Source organism: Dietzia sp. DQ11-38-2, from assembly GCF_014145055.1.
Lineage (GTDB): Bacteria > Actinomycetota > Actinomycetes > Mycobacteriales > Mycobacteriaceae > Dietzia.
Window position 1 is genome coordinate 1 of sequence record NZ_JAALDW010000400.1, and the last position, 2,714, is coordinate 2,714.

A 2,714-nucleotide genomic window follows, 5' to 3' on the forward strand; every position below is an offset into this window, starting at 1 on the left:
GCTCTCGTCGTCGTCGCCCTCCCCTCCGGCGCGCGACGCGCCGCGAGACCCCTCGCCCTGGCCACGTCGCTCGGCGTGCTGGCCGTGGCCGTCGCGCTCGCGGTGGGGTTCGACCCCGCAGGCCAGACCCACCAGTTCGTCGAGTCACGCTCGTGGATCCCCGCCTTCGGCGCCACCTACACGCTCGGGCTCGACGGGATCGCCCTGGTGTTGGTCCTGCTCACGGCCGCCCTCATGCCGCTGCTCCTGCTGGCCGGATGGCACGATGTCGACGACGGTGCCCACGGTCGCCGCGCGCAGGCCTACCCGGCATTGCTGCTGACCACGCAGGGATTGGCGCTGGTGGCGTTCACCAGCCTGGACGTGCTGCTGTTCTACGTCGCGTTCGAGGCCATGCTCATCCCGCTCTACTTCCTCATCGGCGGGTTCGGCCGCAGCGACTCCTCCGGGGCCGACCGGGCTGCGGCGGCCGTGCGGTTCCTCATCTACAACCTGCTCGGCGGGCTGGTGATGCTGGTCGCGGTGATCGGCCTCTACGTCCTCACCGCCCGCGCCGGGATAGGGACTGACGCCGGATCGATCGGGGCGGGCACGTTCGACTACCGCCTCATCACCGCGGCCGTCGCGGACGGTCGGCTGGAGATCACGCCCGGCGTGGCGCTGCTGATGTTCGCCGCCTTCACCCTGGCCTTCGCGATCAAGGCGCCACTGTGGCCGTTCCACACCTGGCTGCCCGGCGCGGCCGTGGCCGCGACGCCCGCGTCGGCGGTGTTGATGATGGCCGTCGTGGACAAGGTCGGCACGTTCGCGATGCTGCGCTACAGCCTGCCGCTGTTCCCGGACGCGGCCGCGACGGCGGCGCCGGTGCTCATCACGCTCGCGGTGGTCAGCATCGTCTACGGCGGCCTCATGGCCATCGCCCAGACCGACCTGCTCCGGTTGATCGCCTACGCCTCCATCTCCCACTTCGGGTTCATCATCCTGGGGATCTTCGCGAGGACCGAGCAGGCGGCCGCCGGGTCCACGCTCTACATGGTCAACCACGGCGTCGCCACGGCCGCGCTGTTCCTCGTGGCCGGGTTCCTCGTCCACCGGCACCGCATCCGGGAGATCGGCTACTACGGAGGCGTGCAGCAGGTGGCCCCCGTCCTCGCCGGGACGTTCCTCATCGCCGGCCTGGCCACCCTGTCACTCCCGGGTCTGGCCCCGTTCGTCAGCGAGTTCCTGGTGTTCATCGGCACCTTCGGCCCGTACCCGGTGGCCGCGGTGCTCGCCGCGAGCACCTTCGTCCTGGCGGCTATCTACATCCTGTGGACCTACCAACGGGTGATGGGTGGACCACCCGCGACCGGGCTGGCGCGGACACCTGATCTGGGCCACCGCGAACTCGTGGTGGTGATCCCCCTGGTGGTGGCGCTGATCGTGCTGGGCTTCTACCCGCAGCCCGCGTTGGACGTGATCGAACCGGCGGTCGCCCACACCGTCGCCCTCGTGGGAGGAGCCCGATGACCCCGGACATCGCGTACGGATCGCTCGCGCCCCTTCTCCTCGTGTTCGGGGCGGGGATCGTCGGTGTGCTGGTGGAGGCGTTCGTCCCCGCCCGGCGGCGCTATGCCACACAGATGGCCGTCTACCTGGGCGGTCTCGCCGCCGCCCTCGTCTCCGTGCTCCTGTTGTCCGGGACGCGGATCGTCACGGCCGAGGGCGCGGTCGCGGTCGACGGGCCGGCGCTGTTCCTGCAGGGCGTCACGGTGGTCGTGGCCGTCGCCGCCGGACTGTTGATCGGCGAGCGCACCGTCATCCCCTCGGCCTCCCGCAAGAAGGTCCTCGCGGGCTTCGCGCCCCAGGCCGCCGTGGCCCCCGGCGGTTCGGGAGAGCGCGACGCCGAGCGCGCGGGGTTCACCCAGACCGAGATCTTCCCCCTCACGCTGTTCGCCACGGGCGGCCTCATGCTGTTCCCGGCGGCGAACGACCTGATCACCCTGTTCATCGCGCTGGAGGTGCTCTCGCTGCCCCTGTACGTCCTGTGCGGGATGGCCCGGCGGCGACGCCTGCTCTCGCAGGAGGCGGCGGTCAAGTACTTCCTCCTGGGTGCGTTCTCCTCGGCGTTCTTCGTCTACGGCGTCGCGCTGGTGTACGGCGCCGCCGGGACCGTGGACTTCCGCGGGATCGCCGAGGCGGTCGAGGCCGACGGGGGCGGCGCCCTGGCCCTGATCGGCGTGGCCATGATGTCGGTGGGCCTGCTGTTCAAGGTCGGCGCCGTGCCGTTCCACACCTGGACCCCCGACGTCTACCAGGGCGCGCCCACCGCGATCACCGCGTTCATGGCCGCCGGCACCAAGGTCGCCGCGTTCGGCGCGATCCTCCGGTTCTTCCACACCGCGGTGCCCGGCCTCGAGGCGGACTGGGCGCCGGTGCTGTGGGTGATCGCGGCGCTGACGATGATCGTCGGAACTGTCGTGGGGGTCGCGCAGAACGACGTCACGCGGCTCCTGGCGTACTCCTCCATCGCCCACGCCGGGTTCCTGCTCACCGGGGTGATCGCGGTCCAGTCCACCGGGACGTCCGCGATGCTCTTCTACCTCGCTGCGTACGCCGTCAGCACCGTGGGCGTGTTCGCCGCGGCCGGGCTGGTCCGGGACGCCGACGGCGCCGAGATCGGCGATCTCCGGGCCTGGGCCGGACTGGGCCGGCGCCAGCCGCTGGTGGCGGGA

General features: G+C 71.5%; 2 protein-coding genes. Both read left to right on the forward strand.

Annotated features, from left to right (window positions below):
- On the forward strand, positions 1-1,509 hold a 1,509-nt coding region (locus G6026_RS13180), incomplete at its 5' end, for an NADH-quinone oxidoreductase subunit M (RefSeq protein WP_182613440.1).
- A partial coding sequence (gene nuoN / locus G6026_RS13185; RefSeq protein ID WP_182627623.1) for an NADH-quinone oxidoreductase subunit NuoN occupies positions 1,506-2,714 on the forward strand: 1,209 nt, incomplete at its 3' end. The genes G6026_RS13180 and nuoN, both read left to right, overlap by 4 nt.